Source organism: Streptomyces gobiensis (assembly GCF_021216675.1).
GTDB lineage: Bacteria > Actinomycetota > Actinomycetes > Streptomycetales > Streptomycetaceae > Streptomyces > Streptomyces gobiensis.
In genome coordinates, this window is the sequence record NZ_CP086120.1 from 602,314 (window position 1) to 625,632 (window position 23,319).

General features: G+C 68.1%; 16 protein-coding genes and 2 pseudogenes. 4 read left to right on the forward strand and 14 right to left on the reverse strand.

Annotation, left to right across the window (positions count from 1 at the left end):
• Positions 1 to 62: 62 nt before the first annotated feature.
• On the reverse strand, positions 63 to 521 hold the full coding sequence (locus test1122_RS02840; RefSeq protein WP_232267567.1) for an ATP-binding protein: 459 nt from the start codon (positions 519 to 521) through the stop codon (positions 63 to 65).
• A 154-nt stretch (positions 522 to 675) separates the two neighbouring features.
• Here test1122_RS02840 and test1122_RS02845 point away from each other — a divergent pair, with 154 nt between their 5' ends.
• Both test1122_RS02845 and test1122_RS02850 read left to right on the forward strand, forming a co-directional pair.
• Positions 676 to 1,551, forward strand: coding sequence for a helix-turn-helix domain-containing protein (locus test1122_RS02845; RefSeq protein ID WP_232267568.1), 876 nt, complete (start codon positions 676 to 678; stop codon positions 1,549 to 1,551).
• Positions 1,548 to 1,793: a DUF397 domain-containing protein gene (locus test1122_RS02850; RefSeq protein WP_232267569.1), complete on the forward strand. Its 246-nt coding sequence runs from the start codon at positions 1,548 to 1,550 to the stop codon at positions 1,791 to 1,793. Before test1122_RS02845 ends, test1122_RS02850 begins: the two co-directional genes overlap by 4 nt.
• A 50-nt stretch (positions 1,794 to 1,843) precedes the next feature.
• Here test1122_RS02850 and test1122_RS02855 read toward each other — a convergent pair whose 3' ends face one another.
• From test1122_RS02855 to test1122_RS02905, 11 genes and pseudogenes are all read right to left on the reverse strand, one after another.
• Positions 1,844 to 7,198, reverse strand: a complete 5,355-nt coding sequence (locus test1122_RS02855; RefSeq protein ID WP_232267570.1) for a class I SAM-dependent DNA methyltransferase — start codon at positions 7,196 to 7,198, stop codon at positions 1,844 to 1,846.
• Positions 7,199 to 7,261: 63 nt separating this feature from the next.
• A complete protein-coding gene (locus test1122_RS02860; RefSeq protein WP_232267571.1) occupies positions 7,262 to 10,228 on the reverse strand; it encodes an SNF2-related protein in 2,967 nt (988 codons plus the stop codon).
• 182 nt (positions 10,229 to 10,410) lie between these two features.
• Entirely contained in the window at positions 10,411 to 11,568 is a 1,158-nt protein-coding gene (locus test1122_RS02865; protein WP_232267572.1) for a serine/threonine-protein kinase, read from the reverse strand.
• A 215-nt stretch (positions 11,569 to 11,783) separates the two neighbouring features.
• A protein-coding gene (locus test1122_RS02870; RefSeq protein WP_422396910.1) for an IS5 family transposase occupies positions 11,784 to 12,628 on the reverse strand; the annotation gives its coding sequence in 2 pieces (ribosomal slippage) (positions 11,784 to 12,298 and positions 12,298 to 12,628; 846 coding nt in all).
• A 37-nt stretch (positions 12,629 to 12,665) separates the two neighbouring features.
• A complete protein-coding gene (locus test1122_RS02875; RefSeq protein WP_232267573.1) occupies positions 12,666 to 13,991 on the reverse strand; it encodes a DNA methyltransferase family protein in 1,326 nt (441 codons plus the stop codon).
• Positions 13,988 to 15,067, reverse strand: coding sequence for a ComEC/Rec2 family competence protein (locus test1122_RS02880; RefSeq protein ID WP_232267574.1), 1,080 nt, complete (start codon positions 15,065 to 15,067; stop codon positions 13,988 to 13,990). Before test1122_RS02880 ends, test1122_RS02875 begins: the two co-directional genes overlap by 4 nt.
• The gene (locus tag test1122_RS02885; protein WP_232267575.1) at positions 15,064 to 15,780 is read right to left on the reverse strand and encodes a DNA-binding transcriptional response regulator; all 717 of its coding nucleotides are present in this window, start codon (positions 15,778 to 15,780) and stop codon (positions 15,064 to 15,066) included. Before test1122_RS02885 ends, test1122_RS02880 begins: the two co-directional genes overlap by 4 nt.
• The gene (locus test1122_RS02890; protein ID WP_232267576.1) at positions 15,777 to 17,960 is read right to left on the reverse strand and encodes a sensor histidine kinase; all 2,184 of its coding nucleotides are present in this window, start codon (positions 17,958 to 17,960) and stop codon (positions 15,777 to 15,779) included. The genes test1122_RS02885 and test1122_RS02890 overlap by 4 nt, the downstream gene beginning before the upstream one ends.
• A 151-nt stretch (positions 17,961 to 18,111) precedes the next feature.
• Positions 18,112 to 18,711, reverse strand: a complete 600-nt coding sequence (locus test1122_RS02895) for a hypothetical protein (protein WP_232267577.1) — start codon at positions 18,709 to 18,711, stop codon at positions 18,112 to 18,114.
• Positions 18,712 to 18,843: 132 nt separating this feature from the next.
• Complete coding sequence (locus tag test1122_RS02900) at positions 18,844 to 19,206, reverse strand: hypothetical protein (RefSeq protein ID WP_232267578.1); 363 nt, start codon at positions 19,204 to 19,206, stop codon at positions 18,844 to 18,846.
• Positions 19,207 to 19,211: 5 nt separating this feature from the next.
• A pseudogene (locus test1122_RS02905) lies at positions 19,212 to 20,042 on the reverse strand (NF041680 family putative transposase); the annotation flags it as partial.
• A 207-nt stretch (positions 20,043 to 20,249) separates the two neighbouring features.
• Between test1122_RS02905 and test1122_RS02910 the strand changes: the two are divergent.
• A complete protein-coding gene (locus tag test1122_RS02910) occupies positions 20,250 to 21,014 on the forward strand; it encodes an SDR family oxidoreductase (RefSeq protein WP_232267579.1) in 765 nt (254 codons plus the stop codon).
• 18 nt (positions 21,015 to 21,032) lie between these two features.
• Here the strand turns inward: test1122_RS02910 and test1122_RS02915 are convergent, their stop codons facing one another.
• Positions 21,033 to 21,908 (reverse strand): LysR family transcriptional regulator, encoded by an 876-nt coding sequence (locus test1122_RS02915; protein ID WP_232267580.1) that lies wholly within the window; start codon positions 21,906 to 21,908, stop codon positions 21,033 to 21,035.
• Between the two features lie 192 nt (positions 21,909 to 22,100).
• On the opposite strand from test1122_RS02915, the gene test1122_RS02920 reads away from it, so the two are divergent.
• Complete coding sequence (locus test1122_RS02920) at positions 22,101 to 22,457, forward strand: hypothetical protein (RefSeq protein ID WP_232267581.1); 357 nt, start codon at positions 22,101 to 22,103, stop codon at positions 22,455 to 22,457.
• 36 nt (positions 22,458 to 22,493) lie between these two features.
• Here the strand turns inward: test1122_RS02920 and test1122_RS02925 are convergent.
• A pseudogene (locus test1122_RS02925) lies at positions 22,494 to 23,293 on the reverse strand (IS5 family transposase); the annotation flags it as partial.
• Positions 23,294 to 23,319 lie beyond the last annotated feature (26 nt).

Below are 23,319 nucleotides of genomic sequence, written 5' to 3' on the forward strand. Positions count from 1 at the left end.
TCAGTGCTGTGCGTTAGTACGCATCTACGTATCGCCTGCGGCCATTTCCGGACAGCAGACAGTCACCTTCGGACCCGGATCGTGGCCCATACGGTCTTGCCCGGGGCGGATGGCTCACGCATACGGACGCCCCAGTCGACGGCGAGGGCCGCGACGAGAAGAAGGCCGCGACCGGACTCATCGCCGGGAGCGGGCGTCGTCAGGTCCTGCGTCGGCGGGTGCGCATCGCTGCGGGTGTCGGTGATCTCGACGAGGAGGACTGAACCCAGGAGGGTGAGGGCCAGCTCGAAGTCGCGGCCGGGGACCCGGCCGTGGAGGACGGCGTTCGCGGTGAGCTCGGCGACAACGGCCGCTGCGATCTCGGAGGGCTCGCTCCCGTAGGCGATCCCCCACTCGTCCAGCTGGTGAAGGACGAGCAGCCGGGCGAGGCGGGCCGCCCGACGGGTGGCGGAGAACCGCTGAACGAACATACGCTCGGTAGTAGGCAGTTCGGGCACGTGGGAGGTGTACTGGATCTGCATGGCGGACACGTTCGCGGTCAGGCGGTGCCAGGACCAGGGCGCCAGCCCCTACGCTTGGTCAGCGTAGGGGCACGCGGGGTGGACAGTCGGCCTAATGGCCCGTAACTCTGGGTGAGTTGAGCGCGGGGCGCTGACCGCACGGAGGTGGCCGGACATGACCGACGACTACGACGTCCACGCGGACGGCCCTGGCGCGCCAGGGGGCCGGGAACCGAACGGCAACGAGCCCGAACGCTCCGACAGCCTGCGGACTTTCGGCGCCGTGGCCCAGGCCTTCCGCGAACGCGCGGGGCTCACACAGGAACAGCTCGCACCCAAGACCGGCTACGCCGTCAGTACGATCGCAGCGATCGAACAGGGTCGGCGCTTCCCGCCCCGCCGCTTCATCGAGCGGGCCGAGGAGGAGTTGGACGCCTTCAACGCACTGCGGAAGGCTGCGCGCTACCTGTCCCGGCAGCCGGGCCTCGCTGCCTGGTTCCGGCAGTGGGCAAAGCTGGAGGCGCAGGCAGTCAGCCTCTGCACGTACGAGTCCAGGCTCGTGCCGGGACTGTTGCAGACGGAGACGTACACCCGGACCTTGTTCGAAAACCGCATTCCACCGCTGTCTGACGAAGAGATCGAGGCCCAGCTCACGGCCCGCCTCGAGCGTCAACGGCTGCTCAGCGAACGGCCAAACACCGCATTCAGCTTCATCCTTGAAGAGCAGCTATTTCTGCGGCGCACGGGTGGTGCGGAGGTCATGCGGGAGCTCATCGACCATGTGCTGAGGCTCGCAACTCTGCGGAACGTTGAGACCCAGGTTGTACCGCTGGCGCGGGAAATCCATGCCGGGATGGACGGTCCCATGCAGTTGCTAGAGACCCCCGAAAACCAGTGGTTCGGCTACTGCGAAGGGCAGGAGAGTGGCCAATTCGTCTCTGGCCTGAAGACGATCAGTGTGCTCCAGATGCGGTATGCCAAACTGCGCTCGCAGGCCCTCACCCCCGAGGACTCCGCAGGCCTGCTGGAGCGACTGCGAGGAGCGCTATGAGCACTACCGAACTTGCCTGGTCCAAGAGCAGCTACAGCGGCAGCTCGGGCGACAGCTGCGTGGAGGTGGCCATGGCCTGGCACAAGTCCACCCGCAGCGGCAGCGAGGGCGACAGCTGTGTCGAGGTCGCCGCCTGCCCCTGCACTGTCCACGTACGGGACTCCAAAGACACCGCCATGCCTGGGCTGTCCCTCTCCCCGGCCGCGTGGACCGCGTTCATCAACCACACGGCAGGTAGCTGACTCCGAGGTGCATGCCCTTACCGGCCAGGCCGGTAGGGGCAACCCCCTGATCACCCGCGCTCGCGCTGCGACGGCACCCGCTCACCCCGGTCGACGGCCCGCTTGAGCCGCGCCGAAAACACGGCGTGCGCCTCACGCATCTCCCGCTCCCGGTCGGCCTTGTAGAAGTCGGCGGTGTATCCGGAAGGCGGAGTGTCCCGCTCGCCCTTCTGAAAGGCGAGGAAGTCGGCAAAGTCCTGCTTGGTCTGGCCGTAACCGTAGGCGCGCGGGTCCTCGGCGAGCTTACGGCCCTTGGTATCGAACCACATCCGTGACTCGCGGTCGGAGAGGATTGGGTAGCGCGATTTGTAGATCGCAGCAAGCTGGTCAGCGCTCAGCCCGAGCCAGACGGCGACCAGCGCGTCCAGCTCCACGAGCGCCGCCCGGCGCTCGTACTCAGTGCGGAGCGGAGTGCCGTACTCCCAAGTTGGCTTGAGGTACCCGGCTAGCGGAGCGAGCTCGGGCCAGTCCACAGCCCACTCCTCATATCCGGGCCAGTGGGACTCATACAGCTCAGCCCAGAGGGAGGCGTAAGCGTCGCTGAGACAGTTCAGCCGGAGGCTGCGTAGAAGCAGCGGCCCGGAGAGAGGGTGTTGCGGATCGGCAGCTGGCATCTTTTTCGCCTCGGCGACTAGAAGATTAGAGCGACCGGCGATCCGGACGAGATAGTCCATGGGCAGGGAAGCCCAGAAGCCAGCGTTGAGTGATGTCTCCCTGTTGTCCCGCAGCGCCATGGAGTATACGCCGTCTACATGCGCGGGCCCCGGAGGAACGAGTGCCGCGAAGAGGCTACGTTCGGTGTTGAAGGCGACCATCCGCCGCCACGCCAACCGGTAGAACTCAGTGTACGGGCGCGTGAGCCACATTCTCCGATGTAGCAGCTCCTGCTGCGCCTCCTCTGCCAGCCGAAGTTCCTCTTCCGATAGGAACTCGGCTCGCCTTTCCCAGTCTTCGTCGGACGGCTCCCAATCACTCTCCGAGCGGGCGTAATCTAGCCACCGGTCCTGAGCCAGGCGAAACCGGTCCGGTGAGCATGATTCCGGCCTTACGTAGTTGCCGCGCGGTACTATGTCAGGTGGGAGATCCGTAAGATCAAAGCTAGTCCAATCGTGGTTCCCTTGACAGGGAACGTTGGGCTGCTTGCTGATTGGTGTCCCGAGGCCGAAGTGTGGCCCTTGCAGTACAAGCCCACCGAGCGTCCTCGGCTGGGAACTACGCCAGCCGATATAACCGTTCTCTTTACCCATCTTCTCGTGATAACCCGAGGTGATCTGCGGTTTCCTCTCCCCCAGCCGGGTCTCCACAGTCGACAGCGCCGTAATGGCTCCCTGCTCTGCTGTCGTCACCGGCTGTAGCAAGGCAGCCTCTGAAGGAGCTACACCGGTATCTCCTGTGAGTGCCTGCCACTCAGCCAGCTGCACCACGTCAACCTCGATCACTCGCGCACGATGCGGACGAAGATCCCAGCGGCCCTCATGCCTCATACCAGGAACTTCGCCGTGTCCATCATGGTCCAGGGATGCGATAACAGGGTCCACACCATGCAAGCGGCTCAAGTTAGCGAACCGAATATCCGGCCGAGGAACTCCATAGATGTGCACTCCAAACTCGATGGTGTGCGCTGCTTCAAAAGCCCAATTTCGCTCGTTGACGAATCCGACATGGAGACGCAATCGCGGATACACGGCCGCTCGAATTCTGCCGGTCTTGATTCCTCCCAAGTGGGTGTCTGGGTGAACAAGCCCCGCTACAGCTTCAGGTCCCAGGTTTCCCCACACCCGGCACATGAACGCCCGGTACAGGTCGGGCTGGGTCCCCCTCAACACGGGGTAGGCCACGGGCGAGCTGAGCAGTTCCACCAAGCCAGCGTTGACCACAAGCTCACCCAGGAAGTAATACAGCGCCCCTGCGTCCGCCAGAACTTCCCCCTTCCTCTCCCGGAACTCCGCCACGCTCGGCTTCTCCGCGAGCTTGAACCATGGGTCGCGTTCCGCGAGGACCGTGTCCTCCTCCCATCTCGGGCGCACCCACGGCGGATTCCCGACCTGGAGGTCGAACCCGCCGCCCTCCCCCGCGAAGACATGTGCGAACTGGAGCTCCCAGTGGAAGAAGCCCAGGCCGCCTTCCGTCTGCTTGCCGCCCTCGTTCGCCCCGGCGATGTCCTCGACCACGGCCAGCCAGGGAAAGCGCTCGTGCAACTTCAGGGCGGAGTCCATGCCCATCAGCCCCGGCAGCTGGTCCTCGTAATCGGACAGCGCCTCCAGCGTCGTAAAGCGCTCGATGAGCGAGTCCTCCGGGACGTCCGAGCCGCCCAGCACCGCCTCGGCGAAGTCAATCCAGTCGTCCAGGTCCTTCAGCGGGATGACCGAGCGGCGTATATCCACGATCTGCGCCTTGCGCGTGCCCGTCTTGCGCTGGGGCTTCACCTTCGGCGTGGGGAGGCCAAGCTGTTCGCCCGCACCGTCGTCGAACAGGGCGGACTGTTCCGCGAGCTGGTCGGCGGGGCCCGGGCGGTTCACCGGCTCCGGCGCGGCGTCTTCGTCCTCCTCGTACTCCGGCGCGGAGCCGTCGACGAGCCCCACCGCGTCCAGGGGCCAGAACCACAGCGCGCACCACGCATCCATCAGCGTCTTCAGCCGCCAGTACGGCGCCCCCACGGCCAGCAGGTCGTCCAGTACCTTGTTCTTGTCGACGGCCGTCCCCGGGTGGTCGAGCCAGTCCGCTCCCCATACGTCCACGCGGCGCGAGATGTCCCGCTCGGAGAGCTGGAGGCGCTGCGCCACCAGTCCCCACAGGAACTCCGCCCGCCGGGCAACCCCTTGGAGCCGGTCCAGCTGGCTGCCGCGCCTCTCACCCCGCTTCCGTTTCGCGCTCGGCGCCTTCTGAATGCCCCTGCGCCATGCCTTGAGCGCGGCGGTCTCCTCCGGGGCGAGGTCCCGTGCTTCCCGCTCTCCCGCGACCGCGCCCCAGCCGCTCGCCGGGAGCAGGAAGTGGTGCACGGCCCCGTCCGGAAAGGCGCCCTGCCGGAACGGAAGCTCCGTCGGCGCCAGGGCGTCCTTCTTCCGTAGCCATGCCCCGCCCGCGAGCGCGTCCGCCTCGTACACCCGGCGTCCGGCGCCGATCAGGGAGTTGCCGCGCCGCAGGTGCAGGCCGTACCAGGGGGCCTTCATGCCCGGGTGCATGGTGTTGAGCCACAGCGAGACTTCAGCCAACTCCACCGCCGTGGCGTTGAGGTCGACGCCGTACGCGTTGTGCAGGGCGATATACGCCTTCGCCTTCTGGAGCTCGTGCTGCCGCTCCTCCGGGTCGATGCGGGCGCCCAGTTCCCGCTCCCGCCGCCGTAGGTACTCGGCGGCGACCTGGTTGATGGCCTCGTTGAGGAACGCGCCCGAGCCCAGCGCGGGCTCGCAGATCGTCCACTCCAGCAGCTCCCGCGCGGGCGTATCCGGCGTCAGCCGCTCCCGCAGGGCCAGCTCCACGGTCACCTGGGTCAGGGACTCCGGGGTGTAGTACGAGGCGGAGGTCTGCCGGTCCCGGCCCAGGCGGTAGACGAACGAACCGCGCTCGTAGCGTATGGGCTCCTCCGCGCCGGTCTCCTCGTTCCGTCGACGTACGAAGACCTCATCGGGATACTGACCGGCCCGCTTGACGGGCACCATCCAGCTGCCGCCGGACGGGTCGCCGTCCTTGGCGACCTCGTAGAGGTCCTGGTCGGCGATGAAGCCGGTGTAGGACATCAGGCCCTCGTACACCGCGCCCAGCTGGTTGATGCCAAGCTGGGCGTAGGAGATGAAGCCGCCGCGCTGGCCCCGCTTGCCCTTCGTCAGCATGAGGCGGCGCAGCACTTGGTGCAGCACCTCGTTGCGCAGCCGGGTGTCGTAGAACTCCGCGCATCTCGGGCCGATGAGCTCGATGGACTTCGCCGCGAACAGCTCCGAACGCAGCGGTTCGAAGCGCAGCCCCGTATCGGCACTGCGGGCCGCGCGCCGGGTGCGCTCGGCCTCCCGCAGCCGCGCCGCGTGCTCCGCCTCGGTGATCTGCCCTTCCGCGAGCAGCCGGGCCGCCTCAGCCTCGGACTCCCGCGTCGCCCGGTCGGCGGCCTCGGCCTCCCGGTCTTCCTCCTCGGTGCCGTACGGGCGGTGGCCCCGCTCCACCATCCGGCACAGCAGGTCGAGGGATTCGTAGAAGTGGAAGCCGCTGCGGGACTGGTCGCCGACCAGGTCGCGCAGGGCGAGCTCGCCGAGGCGCTGGAGGCCGTAGCCGTCCCCGTATTCGGGGTAGTCGGAGGGGAGGATGCCCAGCTCCGGGCGGGCTTCGGCGTAGAGGAGGAAGAGGATGCGGTAGACGTACCGCAGGGACTCGCGGGTCAGCTGCTTGGCCAGCAGCTTTGGTTCGTCGATCTCCTCCAAGCGCGCGCCCTGTTCCCGCAGACGTGCCAGCACCTCGCCCGCGATGAGCTCGACGGAGGTGCGTACGCCCTCCCGTAGCTCTGTCGACACACCCACCGCGTGCTTGGCGGACTTCTCGGCGAGGTCCGCCAGCGGCGCGGTGCCGCCCTCCTCGGGTACGCGTAACGCGTCGGCGCTGAACAGGGCGGCGATCGTGTCGAGTTCACCGGCCCGTGAATCGTCCATACGGTCCAGGGCCACGTCCAGGCTGACGGCGAGGTAGCGGCCCTCACCCCAGGTGAGGCGGTCGGCGAGGACGATGACGCCGCCGCAGAGCAGCAGCACATAGCGGGGCGGCTCCTCGGCGGCGAAGAGGAACGCGGCCATCGCCTTGGCGTCGGCGATCTCCGCGCCGCCTTCCAGCGGCACGGGGTGGAGCAGCGCGCCCGCACTGTCCGGGTCGAGGGCGGCGTCGGGCTGGGCGGTCCAGCCGCAGCTCACGGCGGTGATGCCGGGCTCGGCGTGGGCGACGCGGACCTCGTGGGCACGGTCGGCGTGGTGGACGGTGAGGGTGTGTTCCTGGGGCTGGCCGAGTTCACTCCCGTAACCCAGGGCGCCCAAGATGGCGGCGTCCAGGCGGGCGCGCCGTTCCACCCAGTCCGAGGGCAGGGGTGCGGCCGGGTCCTCCGCCCGTTCCTCAGCCACCTGCGCGAAGGCGGCGCGGTCGGCGAAGTAAGGGGTGCGCAAGGAGCGCAGGCCCTGGCGCGGGGTGCGGTCGGGCTCGGGGACCGTCTTGGGGTCCTCGCCCGCGCGCTCGACCTCGGCGACGGCCTTCTCGTAGGCCCGTTTCCGCTCGGTCTCGGTCGCTGTCCACCGGCTGAGCAGCCCGCCGGTGGCCTTGAGGTCCTTGGGCAGGACCTCGGCCAGGTAATGCGCCGAGAGATAGTCCCCGTGGTTGACGAGGGAGTCGTAACTCAATGCTGGAGCCTTCTTACGCGGTCATACGCCCTCGGAGGGGGCGGAGGGGACGGGGCAGGCAGATCAGGGCCGGTCGAGGACGGCGAGGACGCGGATCAGCGGATCGCCGGTCGTCTCCAGCTGGTCGACGAGGCGGGCCTGCCCCCGGCGGGTGCTCTCCACTTGCCGTTCCTTACGGGCCGGGGAGCCGGTCGGGAGGGCGTACTGGTGCCACTCCTTGAGCCGGTCACGGTAGGCGTCCAGGGGCTCGCGGATGCGTTCGGCCCATGCGTCGCGGCGTACGACGAGGTGTTCCCGGGCTACGGCCACAGCGGCGGGGACCAGCTCCTGCAGGGACGGCAGATCGCGGGGGCGCCCGGTGGCGGTCATGCCGGGGCCGACCCCGGCCGCCGCCAGCGCCTCCTCCATGGGCTCCACCCTGCCGTCCGCCGGGAGGCCGCTCACCGCGATCCACTCAACCACCGTGGGGCGGCCGAGGCCGTTGGCGTAGAGGCCCTGCAGCAGAAACACCGGGCCGTCGACGTGCGGTGAGGTCAGCACCGGGGCCTCCTGGCGGCCGAAGCGCACCAGCACCTTGTCGGTGAGCCACTCCACCACCGGGTGGATGTCGGTGACGTAGGAGACCCGGGGCCAGTTGGTCGTGCTGCTGTCGCGGGCCTCGGTGAGCTTCCGGCTGGCAAGCGCGCGGTCGAAGGTGAGCGTCAGCCGCTCGGCTACGCCCTGTTCCTTGAGATAGTCGTCGGGGAGGGCCTTGAGCCGCTGTCTCAGATCCGGCGCCTTTGCTGGGGCGAGGGAGAGGTAGTCGCCGCCGAGTGGGTCGGTGTCGCGGGTCAGGCCGACGGATTCCCCGGGCCGGTCGTCGTACACCTCGGCGAGGGCGGCGTCGACGAAGGCGGCGGTGTCGCCGCCGAAGAGGCTGGGGACGCGGGCACGCCGGGGCGGCTCATGGCCGCCGCCCGGCACGACGCGCGTGTCGAACTGGCCGAAGAGATCGGCGAAGGGGTCCTCGGCGGCCGGTGCCTGGGCGTAGTGCTCCTCCACGGTCTTACCGGCGATCAGGTCGCGGGTCAGCCGCTCTTCCTCCCTCTCGGCGCGGTAGAAACCGGTCTCCCCCTCGACCGAGCCGTGCACCAGATACGCCTCCTCCTCACGGCGCAGTACCTTCTCGGCGACGGCGCGGTCGTCGCGGGCGCCGGGCACTTGGGAGGTGATCAGCAGGGCGCAGAACCGGGGCTGGTGCCTCTGGCCGTAGCGGTCGATACGCCCGTTGCGCTGCTCGATTCGGACCAATGACCAGGGAATATCGAAGTGTATGAGGTCGTGGCACTGGTGGTGGAAGTTGACGCCCTCGGAGGCGATGTCTCCGGTGAACAGCAGCCGGACCGGGTCCTCGGCGAGCTCGAACGCGCGGACGGTCTTCTGCTGCTCCTGGTCGCTGAGGCCGCCGTGCAGAATCCGCACCGGGCGCCGCCGCTCGTCCTGGTCGACGTAGGGTCTGCCGGGCTCATGCTTGGTGAAACCCAGCCGGGCGGGGACCACTTCGGCCAGCCACTTGAGGGTGGGTATCCGCTCGGAGAAGATCACAGCACGGGTGCTGGAGCGGGGGCCGACGCCTATCTCTTTGAGCTTGTCGACGAGCGCGTCGAGCTTCGCCGCGTCACCGGGCGCGCTGCCGTCGCCCATCGACGCGACCAGAGCGCCGAGCCGGTCCAGCGCCTGCCGCTCGGGGGCGAGGGCCTCGGCGTCGCCGTCGCGCCCCCTCTCCCGGAGCTGAGCGGCCTTCTTCCGCAGGCTGGTCTGCCGGGCCCGTACCGTCTCGCCCAATGCCATGTGCGAGGAGAGGAAGGACTTGAGCAGCTGGTAGGCGAAGAGGCGGTCTCGGGTGACGGACTGGCGGTCCTCGTCGGCCGTGCCGAACTCGATGCTGTCGGCCGCCGCCGCTTCTGGAATCCAGTGCCCCGTCAGCTCCTTGAAGATCCGCTCCTCCGCTGCCGTGGCGGGGCAGTAGCGCGAGTCGGTTGGGCCACGGTCCGCCCATTCGGTGCCCACCTGATCCCGTACCTCAGGGCTGATCTTGGTGCGGCGGATAAACAGGTGCCGCAGGTCCTTCTCCGGGTCGTACGTGTTCGGGTCGGCGATGGTCGTCGGGTCGAGGAGCGAGATCAGGTCGGCGAAGGAAGCGCGGTCGCCGTTGTGCGGGGTGGCGCTGGCGAGCAGCAGGGCATCGGTGTTCGGGGCGAGGGTCTCGGCCAGGGCCCGGCGCTGGCTACCGGGGTTGATGAGGTTATGGGACTCGTCGATGACGACCGCGTCCCAGTGGATGCGCTCCAGGTGGTGCCGGTACTGGCCGATGTTCTTGAGCGTGTCGACGGAGATGATGACGCGCTTGTAGTAGGTGAACGGATTGCGCCCCGCCGGGATATCGCGCTGGATGCGCTGGATACCGAGCGAGTCGAGCCGTACCAGCGGGATGGAGAAGCGGGTCCACAGCTCGCGCTGGAACTGCTCCAGGATGTGTTCGGGAGTCACCACGAGGAGGCGCTCGCCCCGGCCCCTGCGGATCAACTCAGCCAGGGTGAGCCCGATTTCTAGCGTTTTGCCCAGTCCTACGACGTCCGCGATGAGGATGCGCGGGCGGAGGTTCTCCATGGAGAGCGCCAGCTCCGCCGGGCGCTGCTGGTAGGTGAGAGGGTCGACCAGGAAGCGGTCCGGGAGCGCCAGACCCCGCTCGGACTGCGGGAGGGGCGTCTTGCGCAGTACGGCCTCCAGATAGAGGCGGCTGCGGCGGAAGTGTGGTGAAGAGTCGGCGACGAGCCGGGTGTCCTCCGGTTCGAGTGTCTGGACCGTGTCAATTCCGCTGAAGAAGACAGCCGGTTCGTCTCGTACGAGCTCCGAGATACCGACGGCATCGATCTTGTAGCCGTCGTGGTCAGTACGGACGGCGTTTTTGACCAGCCATGCCTCGTCCCGTACCCAGATCTGGGCCCCCGGCGGAAACCTGTTGTCGCCGGACTCCGGCTGCTCAGCCACCCGTTGCTCCTCCCCGTCCCGCACGCGGATACCCGTACGGCACAACCGTGTGAAGTCTTTCACGCACAGCCGGTGATGCACCGGCTCAAGCACAAACTCGTATGACAAATACCTTAAGAATGCTGGCAGTTGGGCCGTTGGGCCGGGCCTAGTACCCGGCAGCCGCGCCGCGCCTCGCCCGCCTACGCGACGAACGGGGCCTCGCGGGCATACGCGGAGCGAAGCCGTTCGGCGATCTCCAGCGGCGCCGCCGAGCGCCGCATGCCGACGTCAGTGGAGCCCAGGTCCGCGACGGCGGGCGATCCGGTGGGGGGACTTCCGTTCTGGGGCCCGCCCCCGGGCTCGGCCTCAGGGTCTGCCCAGGCGCTCGCCGTCTCCACGTCCGCGATGCCCGCCGCGTCGACGAGCGTCGGGGTGTACGCGGGCCGCGGCACAACGGGGGAATCAGGCACCACCGGCTCGGAACCGGGCGAAGCCGTACGGGAAGCGAGGCGCCGCTTGGCCTGCCCCGGCGTTGTCCCCTCCGCCCGCAGGACCTCCACCAGTCCCTCCGCGACGCCGCGAAGCTCCGGGCGCTGCTCCGGGTCTGCGGCGAGCATGGAATCCATGAGCGGCCGCAGCTCCCGGGGCAGGCCGGTCAGGTCCGGCGGCGTAGCCGGATCCTCGATCTTGAGGGCGATGGCCTGCCAGGTGCCGCCGTCATAGGGGTAGTGGCCGGTGACGGCGTAGAGCAGCACGGCACCGAGCGCGTACACGTCGGCAGCGGGTGTCAGCTTCCGCTCCCCGCGGGCCTGCTCGGGCGGCATGCACTGGACCGTGCCGACGACATAGCCGGTGGCGGTCAGGGTGCTGCGGCGTTCAGCGAGTACGGCGAGACCGAAGTCGATCACTTTGGGGCCGTAGGCGTCGAGGAGGACGTTCTGCGGTTTGAGGTCACGGTGCAGCAGCCCGGCCTGGTGGACCGTGACCAGCCCTTCGGCGAGCAGCGCGCCGAGACTGGCCGTCTCCACGAGGGGAAGCGGCCCGTGCTCGGTAACGTAGCCACGCAGATCAGGACCGGGTACGTACTCCACTGCCAGCCAGGGCGGATCGGCCTGTGCGTCGCCGCCGACGAAGTCGGCCACGCACGGACCGTAGACGATTTTGAGGCTTGCCATTTCCTGGATGAAACGGGCGCGCGATTCCTCGTCCAGCACGCTCGGCTTGATCACCTTGACCGCGACCTGCTGCCCGGCCAGCGACTCCCCCAGGTACACCCGCCCCATGCCGCCGGCACCGACCCTGCCCAACAGCCGGTAGCCGCCCACCTCTACGGGGTCGTCCTCCGTCAGCGCCTCCATACGGGCTCAACTCCCCCGCCTGCTAAGGCACCCCAGCACTCATATCCCCGCGCGATCACGCGCGCCAGTCTAGGCCGCGTCCGGCCGGTCTTTCCCCCACATGTTCCAGACAGGCAAAGGGTTTTGCCCCCGGACCCCAGACTCCGGACCTGGGGAAAGCCCCCAGCTTTTTTCGCGAAGGGCGCCCGGGCACGGGCTAGGCCGTTTCTTTTGGATCATCTCGCTGACCAGATGAAGATGGCGGCGAGGTGGAGTCCGGCGAGGTAGATGGTGGCGGTCTTGTCGTAGCGGGTGGCCAGGCCGCGCCATTGCTTGAGTCTGTTGATGCAGCGCTCGACCGTGTTGCGCCGCTTGTAGGCGTCGCGGTCGAAGGCTGGTGGTCTGCCGCCGCGGCTGCCGCGGCGTTTGCGGTTGGCGGCCTGGTCGGCGGGCTGCGGGATCACGGCCCGGATCCCGCGCCGACGGAGATGGGTCCGGATCGCGCGGGATGAGTAGGCCTTGTCGGCCAGGATCACGTCCGGCGTGATCCTGGGCCGGCCGATTGGCCGGGGCACCCGTAAGCGGGCCATGACCTCGGGGAATGCGGGTGCGTCACCTGCCTGGCCAGGCGTGATGACGAAGGCCAGGGGCCGGCAGTGGCTGTCCGCGGCGAGGTGGATCTTGGTGGTCAGTCCGCCGCGGGAGCGTCCGAGGGCATGGTCGTCCGGCTCGCCGGCCGGGGCCCCTTTTGACGGGCCCCGGCGGCGTGCTGGTGGGCTCGGACGATGGTGGAGTCGACCGCGACGACCCAGTCGAGGTCGCCTTCGGCGTCGGCCTGGGCGAGCAGGGCGGTGAAGACCTTCTCCCAGGTGCCGTCGGCGGCCCACTTCCGCAGGCGGTTGTGGGCGCCCTTCCACGACCCGAAGTGCTCGGGCAGGTCCATCCACGGTGTCCCGGTGCGGTACTTGAACGCGATCGCGTCGATCACCTGCCGGTGATCACGCCACCGTCCGCCCCGCTTCGGAGTCCGGTCCGGCAACAACGGCTCGATCCGTGCCCACTGGGCATCAGTCAACGACACACATCAACCAACGATCAGATGATCCGAAGGAAACGGCCTAGTGCCACGGCAAGGAGCGGACCGCGGTCACCGTCAGATGCCGACAGCGAATTCTCTCGTCCAGCCACCGGCCCGTTTCCGGATGTTCCAGCACAGCCAGCAGCTCGTGGCACTTGCTGAGGCCCCCCACCCTGGGAACAGCCACGATCAGGTGATTGTCGACCGCTACAGGGCTGGGCCCGTGGATGAGAACGCCTGCGCCTCTACCGCCTCCCTTGGCACCCTGCCCAGGACGAGATGTGCGGCGCAGGACGACAAACGGCGGCTGCACCAGCTTCCCGGGGAACTGCCGCGACCGTTCGGGCAGCCCAGACTCCCCTCTTCCCGGCAAGTCGCGGGCAGTGAGGTAGGGGACACGTGGGCCGGTGTGTGGATCACGGTTGTCCACCACGGGACCGACGCTCACGGAGAAGTAGTTGTCAATGCACTGCTGATCGTCCCGATGTCTCCCGTCCCACCAGGTCACCGCGCCTCGATGACCGCGCGCGCCTCTCCTGCCAGCCAACATGAAGACATCGATGTCGGTGTGTGCGTCGAACTGGCCGTGGCGCTGGACGGCAAGGAGATCCAGCGAGGAGGCGAGCTCATCCCGCCAGGCGGCGTACCGGCTGCCGCTGCGAAGCACATCGGGGAGCACGGCCGTCAGCCTGCCGCCGGGCCGCATCGCGGCCAGTGCTGACGCCGTGAAGGTCGCCGCCAGCGAGGTACTGCCCGATGACCACGTGCAGTCGGGCAGCGCTGGAGCCATGCCGTAGGGCGGGTTCAGTATCAGATGGCCGCCGAACCGGCGGGCTGCCCCTGCCAGGGCCAGCGCCTGCAGGCCGTCGCCCACACGCACGCGGGGGAAGGCGGAAACGAGGCGCCGCTGGGAAAGCTCCCCCTCCGAACCCACGTCCCGGTGCCGTGCCAGGAGCGCCAACACAAGTCTCATCCGTGCGGCTTCGACGAATGGCGCGTGCAACTCGTGGCCATGCAGGCGTCGGTTCCATAGCGTCAGGGTCTCGCCCGGAGTGGCGCCCAGAGGCATGCGCTCGACGGCAGCGAGCAGGAGATCCCCAGCGCCGCAGGCGGGATCCCAGTAGGAATCCGTCCCCGGGAACTTGTCCAGCAGCCCTTCGAATTCCTCCCGGGCGACCCCGGCCGTGAAGAATGAGCCCGAAGACCTGCGGTCCCTGCGTGCCACCAGGGCGCGCAGCCGGGCCGCAGCCTGGCCGTTGAGGGCATGGTGGACGTCATCGGCCACCCTTCCCCACTGTCCGGCAGCCGTCTCGGAGACGAGCATCGTGAGGTCACGTGCATAGGCGTTGAACGCCTCGACACTCACGGTCTCTCCCTCCTGGCAGCATCGCCCGACTGCTGTCGGGGAATCACCGCCGTCACCCTGCATAGCGGCTGCTCGACTCTAGCCCCGATGAAGTCCGTGTGGCGGCTCAGCGGAGGGTCGATATGCAGCTCGTCACCGACGCGGCTGACGGTGACGCTCCCCGCGCAACACCGGCTGTTCTTCCGGCCGGCGGCCGGCCGGAGAGCCAGATGCTCCTCCGGTACCGGCTCTCCGGGACGGTGGCAGTGCACGGACAGCTGTGTGCAGGCGATGTGCGCTTCAGGCGCCCCATGACGCACTCCGGACATGATGTCCGGCTGGGGATTCGCCGGGCGCAGCCCGCCTACGATGGAAAAAATCACGAGCTCCGGCGCCACCATGGCCGCAAGGCTCTGGGCGAACTCCCGTGCGTCGACGCTCTTGCCGGGTAAGCCGCCATGGTGCGGGAAGACAAGCACGGGGGCACGCAGATCGCGCCCGGTCTCCTGGATATGCCGGAAAGCCACCGCGTCCATGTCCGCTGCAAGCAGCGCCGTGGGCTGCTCCGCCAAGTGCACCCTGACCACTACCGACAGAGTGTTGGATGTGAGTGTCCCGAACTCCGGAGCATGGCCGGTGGGGCCGGAGGCCGCCATGAGAATGCTCGGGTGGCACACCTCCAGTCGTGCGCGTCCGCAGATCAGCGTCTCGCCCGTCTCGGTGTGAATCGAACGGATCCCATCGCATCCGCCTCGGCGGTGCCTAGTCCAGACAGCACGCCTGAATCGCTCCCATGTCCGGCTGTTCTTCTGCCCGTCGGCGTTGAACCAGATGACACCCAACGTGCGGGTATCGTCGAGTAACAGGCCCAAACTGCCGCCGGCGTGGTCGTTGTCCGCGTGCGAGATCACCAGGTGCTCGATGCGTTCGATTCCCACGCGTTCGAGCTCAGTGAGGACCACATCGCCCGGTGTGGCATCGACAACAGCACACCGGGTGCCGTCACGCACGACAGCCGCGTTGCCGTGGCCCACGTCAAGGATGGTGATGTCGAGAGGGGCCGAGTCATCCCCGCCCGTGCTGTGCCGCTCCGTCACGCGCTCATCCAGTCATCCGGTGGGTCGGGGGCGATCACAATGTTCTGGAAGTAGAGGTCTGAGGCATTTCTGGCGTGACAGTTCACATCGGCTTCTAGCCAGCGGCCGGGAAGTTCCCCCGGCCGTAATCCCGTAGCCTCTGTAATCGGCTGTACCGGCATCCACACCGAGCTGGCAATGCGCCACCCTACGACCACGACCTTCGCCACCGGCTCCTCGACGTCCGGCAACACCTCCAGAACCTCGATCGGGGTGGGGAAGCTTCGGCGCTCACGAGCAATCTGCCCGCCGAGTTCCGCCAGGGTGTAGTCGAGGGCACTCATCAACTGCTCGGACGCCTCGCTCTTATCCACGACCCTGGGAATCCCCTCGCGCCAGCGGAGGATCGCAGCCTTCTGGTCGGTATTCACATGGCTGCTGACGAGAACCGCCGGCAGCGCACGCCCTGGTCGGCGGTTTGCCTTGCAAACAAGCTCAGCACCGGTGAATCGAACTGCGGTTCTTCCTCTGAGTACGTGATCACAGATAAGCGCGTCATAGCTTCCGGCGAGCTCGGTCAGGAACTCATCCACTCCCTGCGCCGGATCGAGATCGCTGATGGCATCCGCTTCGAAGCCGTAATCAGCGAGCGGACGGACGAGGCTCTCGGCGTCACCCGGATCGTCGTCCACTACGGCAACCGAGAGAACCTGTTCCGGCTGGGTCGCGGTCATCGGGCTCCATCCGCATGCCCGTGGGAGTCGTCAGCCTGCTGGACCGGCAGCCAGACCATGATCCTGGCTCCCCCCAACTCGCCCTTGTGCCAGGCTTGCTGGCGTCCCTTCAGGTCGGCGACAATATCACGAACGATCGTCAGTCCAAGCCCTGTTCCGTTGTCACGTGTCGTCTTACCAGGCAGCCAGATGCTGCTCAGCGACAGCCCTGCGATACCCGGCCCGGAGTCATCAACACAGATGACGACATGCGTTCTTCCCTCCTCTTCCGCGAGGCGTGTTCCGACTCGAACGATCCGTTCCCTTGGCGGGGCGTCATCACGTGTGAACGCGTGGGCCGCGTTCGCGATGAGATTCGACAGGACCGACTCGATATCAGCAACCGTGGTATGGACGACTCCGCCCGGAGCACCGAGGTCAAACTCCACGGAGATCCGGCGTTCGTCAAGGTACCGCTTGAAGAGGGGAACGACAGCCTGGCAGGCCGTGTCTACTTCAATGTTCGCGATATCGCGCTTGTTCTTTTCCAGGAGGCTGAGCGGAAGCTTGGCGAAGGACTCCAGAGTTTTCGCCCCATCCACGGAAGCATCTATCGAAGGCTGAAAGTCCCGTTCATAGTCATCCGCAGAGATGCGCTTCTCTATCCGCCGACCGACTGTCTTGACCTCATTGATAATCCGGGCAGCGGGCCGGACGGCCTCGTGTGCGAATACAGCTGTGCTGGTTCCTACCGTCGCCAGCGTGCGGTAGAGCAGCAGGTCCTCGCGGAGTGCTTCGATCTCCCTGCGCTGTGAGTCGAAGAGCTCACTCGCGCCGTCGCTGAAGGACTCCAGCACGGCACGGTCTGCGACATCACCCAGGGTGGGAGTCTCCGCATCCCCTGGGGAAATCGCCTCCATCAGGCTCTTGAACCGCGTCTCGGCGTCTTCCGTCCGTTCACGCGCCTTGGTGGCGGCGCCCACCCGCCGCTGCTCACGTTTGTGCAGCCGGACGTCCGCCGACCAGTCCACCGCGCGTTTTGCGAAGTCCCGGAGATCGAGGAACGGGAGGGCGTCGACGAAGCCGCTGCGGTCGGTCTTGGGTGTCAGCTGGCTGTCTGGGTCCTCCACCAGGATCCGGCCCACCGAGGTGTTCGTCGACGGGCGGAGCTCGGGATTGGCCGAACGCCGCAGGTTGATGCCCAGCCAGTCGTTTCCCTCATCGCCGTATGGCTGCACGCGCAGACCGCGGTGATAGAGATGGACTCCTCCCACCTTCCCCAGCCAACGCCTTATCCCATTGGTGTCCTGGTGAACAAAGCGCGGCTCTTTGGAACGCGGATTCAGGTTGAACATCCACATCTCAAGCCGCGCGGCAGGAGCAAAGAACCTCATCGGAGCTTCCTTTTCCCGCCTGCTGCCGCGTCCCTCGCGCTTCCGGCCTACATCCGCGTGATTTCCGGTGTATTCAGCTTCTCCGCGCCAGTTGTACAGGGTCGCCGACGCCTGTCCGTCTTCATCCAGGATTGCCACCAGCCGGTACTCGAAGCCCTCAAGGTAGTCGTCGTTGATCAGCCGGGTGAGTCCATCGAACTCCGGTGTGTCACAGGTGACGCGGAAGGCCGTGCCATCGGCGAAAGGCCCAGTGAGCATCAGCAGCGAACGGGCCAATCGCTCCGCTTCCTTGTCTGCAAGTGGCTGCCGCAGCCCGCTGATCTCCACTTCGGTGCCCTGTGATGCCGTGCTGGGCCGACTCTCAATAGCCAGCGGCACGTCCTCAACCGCCTCTGACGCATCGACGCGTTCCCAGTCGATAATCAGGGAATGCTCCTGCTGAGGCTCCTTGCCGGAACGGGTACGCACAGTCACGCTCGTGCCCAGCCGGAGGGCCGCTAGCCGCCCCAGCCCTTTCTCCCCAACCTTCCGTCGTCCGGAGGCCGTGTGGGTCTCCTCTGCCTTGCCCGATCGTCCGATGAGCAGGAATCCGGAGGCCAGCTGCGCTGCCGTCATTCCCTCACCGTCGTCCGAAACGACGAGGGTTCCGCCTGCCTCTCCCGCGCCGCTGAGCTGGATGCGACACGTTCGGGCATCAGCGTCGTAGGCGTTGCGCACCAGCTCCATGATGCCGAGGTCAGGGTGCGGCACTAGTTCTTCCCCGAGCCGGGCAAGGATCTCGGGGGCGAAGCGGAGCCGATGTTCCATGGAATCTTCCTCCCACACCACTTGACCGGTATAGCCACCCTGAATAGTCCCAACTCGGGAGCATGGTAACGATCTCGCAGGGCTACCGGTAGTGGGCGCCTCACCGCGTGTAATGGCGTCGAGTAACGGACCCCACCCAGTGGTGAGTCGATCAGCTCATGGGAGGGCCGCTGGGCTCCGCTTCCAGGTCCCGGGCCATGCGGTCGAGGCTGTCGGGTGGCCAGCCCAGGCGGCCGCGAACCGCGGAGCGGGACAGCAGTGCGTCGCGGGCCAGGGTGGTGGGGCCGGTGAAGTCCTCCAGGGCGATGTTGTTCTGGTTTGGTACGGCGGTCATGAGGGCCGCGGTGAAGTAGGCGTGCGCCTGCTCGTCGCGGCCGAGCTCTGCCATGACCTCGCCCAGGACCTGGTACTGGAAGCCGTCGGTATCCCAGTGAGCCGCCGCCTCGGCACGGGCGAGCGCCGCCTGCGCCTCGTCCTCCCGGTCGAGCAGAAAGAGCACCTCGGCCAGCCAGGCCCAGCAGCTGCCCCACTCGCCCTCGCCCTCTGCCTCGTCGATCTCGGCAGCGGCGCGGTAGCGCTCGGCGGCCGTCTCCAGCTCCCCGGCCTGCTTCCACCAGTCGCCCGCCTCGGCCAGCATCTCGGCGCGGGCTGCCGTATCGCCGTCCCAGCCTTCCAGCTCCCGGTCGGACTCCTGCGCCCTGGCTCGCGCCTGTGCTCGTTCCCGCTCCGCTTCTCGCTGCTCGCCGCGCATACGGTCATTCTCCGGCGCCTGAGCCCGCCCGTGACCGATTCCGCGGCTGCCTGTCGCCGATGCGCAGCGCGCGGTCACGATGAAGCGCTGCGATTGGCCTGGCACGGCACCTCCAGCCGCTTAGCTTGTCTTTTAACTGCTCCCCGTTGGTTTGCTCGAGACTCGCATGCGGTGTAGCCACCGCTGGCAGGTTTCGGTGGTGACGGGTTCAAAGAGCTCAGGAGTGGAGACCTCGAGGAGGAACTGGGTCAGCAGATCCACGTCTTCCTCAGCGATGTCCACGTCTTCTTCAAGGTGGATGGCCTGGGCCCAGGCGGTGAGCTGGTTCGGGGTGGCCTGTCCCGTGATGGTTTTCTCGAGCGCGTCGGCGGCGTGGCCACGGCCGAAGGCGAGGCAGGCCGGGGCCGTGTGCTGCCGGAGGGCATGGAGGAGTTCTGGCAGCTGACCGCGCCAGTGCACGAGGTCTTCGAGAGGGTCGCGTCGGTTGGTGTCCACGGGCTTCATCCTGTCGTGGAACCGGGCTGCAAAGTGATCGGTGGCCCTGGCACGTTTCCTGAAGGCTGTCCGCGCCGGGGTTTGGTGCCGGTCTTGTGATGAGTGGGCGGACTGAACGCCTGGCCCGTTGCGAGCACTCGGCCCACGTCGTGGCGGATGGCCGGGCGGCGGTTCTTTGAGCCCGGTGGCCGTCCGGGGCCGGGTCGGCGAGGTTGTGGAGCACGCGCCGGGGAGGAGACCTTCGGCCGGAGGTTCCGGAACCTGCGGCGGACGCGGGCTGGGGGTGAGCTTGTTCCGCTCGGTCTTTTTCTCCCAGGGCCGCCGCAGGTCGACGGCGAGCGGTCGGGCAAGCCGGAGCTGGGTGTGGGCGGCGATCACCAGCCAGGTCCAGCGGTCCGCCGCGGCCGAGCTCCGCAGCCTCGGCTTCGTCCAGCCCAAGGTCTGTTTGAGCATGCGAAAGGTGTGCTCGATGTCGAAGCGCCGGAGGAAGGACTGCCAGCACCGGTCGACGTCCTCGGCGGTGGCGTTGGTGCCCGACCACCACAGCCAGACCGGCTGGTTGACCCCGCCGGAGGGCAGGCGTTCGACGGCCAGGCAGATGACGGTGCCCTCGATGACCGGCAGCGGTCCTTCGTGGCTCAGCCAGGCCGCTCGGCGGGTCAGCCGCGGGTGGAGCCGGTCCCACGCCTGCGCGGTTGCCGTCCCGTAGAGGTGGGTGTCAGTCGGGTGATGGCCTGTTCCTCGCCCCAGGTGACAGGGTCGCCGAAGATGAACTCGCTGCCGTGCTTGGGCGGTCGGCCGCCCTTCGGATCGTAGATACGGGGCGGAGTGGGGCGGCCGCCCGCGCCTGTACCGCACCGCGAGAGGTTTCCCCGAAGTTTTTTCCGCCCCTCCCCGGCCGCCGGGGACGCCATGATCAGCGGTCATCGAACGGAGTTGTGGGAGTACCCGCATCTTCTGTTGGCCAGCGATGTGCCCGGCCTCCTACGGTCCTTGAGTGTCGGCGCGCAAAGCGCCGATATCCCATGGACAGGAGATATTTCATGACTGACCGCACGGAGCACACGCTGCGCGGGAAGACCGCCGTCATCGCCGGTGGGGCCAAGAACCTCGGTGGCCTGATCAGCACCACCTTCGCCGCCGAGGGCGCCAACGTGGTCGTCCACTACCACTCGGATGCCGCCAAGGCGGACGCCGAGCGGACGGTGGCCGCCGTGCAGGCGGCCGGCGGGGAGGCCATCGCGGTCCAGGGCGACCTGACCCGGGTCGCGGAGGCGGTCCGACTCTTCGACGCGGCCGTCGACCGCTTCGGCGGGGTGGACATCGCGGTGAACACCGTGGGCAAGGTGCTGCGCAAGCCGATCGTGGAAACCTCCGAGGCCGAGTACGACGAGATGTTCGCGATCAACGCCAAGTCCGCCTACTTCTTCCTCCAGGAGGCGGGCAAGCGGCTGAACGACCGCGGGAAGATCATCAACCTCGGCACCTCCCTGCTGGCGGCCTTCACCGACGGCTACTCCACGTACGCCGGCGGCAAGGCGCCGCTGGAGCACTTCACCCGGGCCGCCGCCAAGGAGTTCGCGCCGCGCGGCATCTCCGTCACCACGGTGGCCCCCGGCCCGATGGACACGCCGTTCTTCTACCCGCAGGAGACGCCCGAGCGGGTGGCGTTCCACAAGTCCCAGGCGCTGGGCAACCAGCTCACGCAGATCGAGGACATCGTCCCGCTGGTGAAGTTCCTGGCCACCGAGGGCTGGTGGATCACCGGCCAGACCATCTTTGCCAACGGCGGCTACACCACCCGGTGAGCCACGCCCCCGGCACCGTCACTCCGAGGCCGCGGCGACGAACGCGTCGCGCGCCTCGGAGCTGGCGTGTTCCAGCCACATCGCCTGCAACGGCACCCCGACCGGGGGATCGAGGGCGATCACCACGACGTCGCCGCCGCCCGCGGCCCCCAGCGGTGCGGTCACCAGCGCCACGCAGTCGTTGTCCAGCACCGCCGTGACCGGCGGGGTGCCCTGCACCGGGTTGATCTCCAACTCCGGCTCCCACCCGGCCCGTCGGCACTCGGCCAGCAGCAGATCGGTGTACCCGGAGCGGCCCGGCCTGCCCCACACCATCAGCCGCTCGCCCGCCAGATCGCCAAGGGCCACGGCCGCCCGGCCGCTCAGCCGGTGCCCGGCGCGCACCGCCACGCCGAGCGGCTGCCGCGCCAGCGTCCGCACGGTCAGCCCGCGGACCGGGGCCAGCGCGCGGCCCAGCGCCAGATCCAGCTCCCCGGCGAGCAGCAGCCCGGCCAGCTCGGAGGGATAGCGCTGGTCCACCCGTACGCGGACCTCCGGGTGGCTGCTCCGCAGCCGCCCGGCGAGCGCGGTGACCTCCTCGCCAGTCACCGCGGGCGTCCGGCCGATCCGCAGCGCTTCGGCCTCACCCCGCCCGGTGCGCCGCGCCCGCTTCAGCGCGGCATCCGCCAGTGCCCGCACCACGCGGGCGTCCTCGTAGAGCGCCCGCCCGGCGGGCAGGACCGAGACCTGACCGCCGCTGCGGTCCAGCAGATCCACCCCCACTTCGCGCTCCAGGGCCCGGATGGAGGTGCTGAGCGCCTGCTGGCTCAGATGCAGCCGGGCAGCGGCCGGGGTGAAGCCCAGCTCCTCCACGACGGCCATGAAGTGCTCAATCTTGCGCAGATCCAGGCTCACGCCGATCAGCGTACGCCGGGCGGCAGTGTCAGTGCGTTGTGGCTGATCAACGCCCTGACACGGCTGCGGCGGGCGTGGCAGGGTCGGGGAGATCGCAGACGGCACGTGAGGGGGATCCGTGGATGCGCGGATGTGGGGCGCACTGGTCAACACGATGAGGGAGGCGTACACCGCCGGTCTCCAGGGGGCGCCGTGCCCCCGCCGGTCATCATGCCGCTGGTGCGCGGCGAGTTGGTCGGCCTGGTGTGGGTGCGCCCGCTCAGGGTCGGCGAGGACGCGCTCACCGGGATCGCGGAGCTCGCGAACATCGCCGCGGCGGCAGGCGCGGACGAGGTCGTCCTTGCCTGGGAGACGCACGACGTCGCCACCGCCTGCCAGCTGCCGGTCGTCGGCCTGGCCCCGTGCCTGAACATGGTCCGTGCCACCCGGGACGGCCACGTGCTGCACCAGTTGATCGAGCTCGGGGTGATGTGGCAGAACCTGGAGTTCACCCGCTGGCACGAGCGATTCGGCAAGACGGACGACGACGGCCCGGAGACAGACGGGTAGTCAGGCGGCTTGCGCGAGCCTGGCGGGAGACGTCTTGCTCCGGGTCAGACGGCGGGTCATGAGCGTGATGGCGGCCCAGGTGATCAGGGTCTCGGAGTGCTGGACGAGCCGTTCGTAGTCCCGCGCGTGCCGGCGGGCGTGCATCATCCAAGCGAGCGACCTCTCGACGACCCAGCGGCGGGGCAGCACGACGAAGCCGGAGGTGTCCTTCGGGCGGCTGACCGTCTTGATCGTGAGGTTGAGGTAGCGCTTTGCCCAGGTCACGAGCTTTCCGGCATAGGCGGAGTCGGCCCAGACGATGGTGATCTCGGGGTGCATCAGGCGGAGCCGGAAGAGAACTTCCTTGGCCGCGTCGCGGTCGCTGAGCGAGGCCGGGGTGACCATGACCAGCAGGGACAGGTCGCGCGTGTCGACCACGAGGTGCCGTTTGCGGCCGTTGATCTTTTTGCCCGCGTCGTAGACCCGGGAGTCTTTGCCGACGGTCTCGGCGGCCTTCACCGACTGGGAGTCGATCACGGTGGCCACAGCCCTGGGTCCTTTGCCCATCTCGCGACGGATCCGGCTGGCCAGGTGGTCGCGGATCTGTCCGATCACTCCGGCCGCGGCCCAGCGGGCCATGAAGCCCCAGATGTGCGCCAGGGCGGAAAGTCCGCAGGCAGAGCCCGCCATTTGCAGCCGGTGTCGACGACGTAGCGGATCGCGTCGACGATCTCCCGCCGGGGGTGCTTCTCCGGCCGGCCGCCGACAGGGGTGTCACAGGCCGGGGTCGGCAACAGCGGTTCGATCAGGGCCCATTCGGCGTTGGTGGTGTCGGAGGGATAGCGGCGGCAACGCATGGCGGCTGCACTCCTCTCCGGGCGGT